This window comes from Microvirga arvi, from assembly GCF_016892765.1.
GTDB lineage: Bacteria > Pseudomonadota > Alphaproteobacteria > Rhizobiales > Beijerinckiaceae > Microvirga > Microvirga arvi.
The window spans coordinates 1-813 of sequence record NZ_JAFEMD010000212.1; the positions used below are offsets into that span (position 1 = coordinate 1).

Consider the following 813-nt stretch of genomic DNA (forward strand, 5'->3'; position numbering starts at 1 on the left):
CTAATTGTCTGGATGCGAGACCTCCTTGGCATGAGCGACGACCTGGAGGGCTTGGGGAAGTGCTCTAGGATCGGGCGGCTTGAAGCGCGCGTTGGCGAGGTTGGGCTCGGCGGCCAGGCGCCGTTGCACGACCTGCTCGGGTGAGGCCCCCTTGAGCACGCGCTGGCGTCTCCTGTTGTAGGCCTGGTTGAAGCCCTTGAGTAGTGTCTCCAGATCCTGGTGGCTATAGATGGTGATCCCCAGCACCTCGCGCTGCACCCGGCCGTTGAAGCGCTCCACGAGGCCATTGGTTTGCGGCGTGTAGGGCTTGGTCTTGCGATGCTCCACCTTCAACCTCCGGCAGGCCTCCTCGAAGCCATCGGCGGTAAAGCACGAGCCACGGTCGGTGAGCACGTGCGTGATCTTGAAGGGGAAGGCACGCACCGCCTCGTTCAGGAAAGCGACCGCGCTGGTGGCCAGCTCATCGTCCTTGACCGCCAGATGCACCCAGCGCGAGCAGCGGTCAATGGCCACATAGAGAAAGCGCTTGCGGCTCTCGCCATTGGCGGTCTGCAGCTTGGGCAGGTGCTTGATGTCGATGTGGATGAAGCCGAGGTCGTAGTCCTTGAAGGTGCCGATCTTGCGCTGGCGCTGCTGCGCCGGCGGCAGGCGGCCCAGGCCTTCCGCCTTGAGGATGCGGTAGACCGCATCGCGGTTGAGATGCGGCAGGAAGTGCGTGACGATGAAGGTCAGATCGTCGAGCGGAAAGCCGGTGGCCTGGCGCAAGGCGCAGACGATGGCGCGCTCTTCCTCGGTGGCCTTCCAGGGCAGCTT

Annotated in this window: 1 protein-coding gene; it reads right to left on the minus strand. The window is 64.2% G+C overall.

What is annotated here, in order from left to right; translation table 11 throughout:
• Window positions 1-813: DDE-type integrase/transposase/recombinase (locus ILT44_RS30570; protein ID WP_204243367.1), on the minus strand; the 813-nt coding region annotated here is incomplete at its 5' end.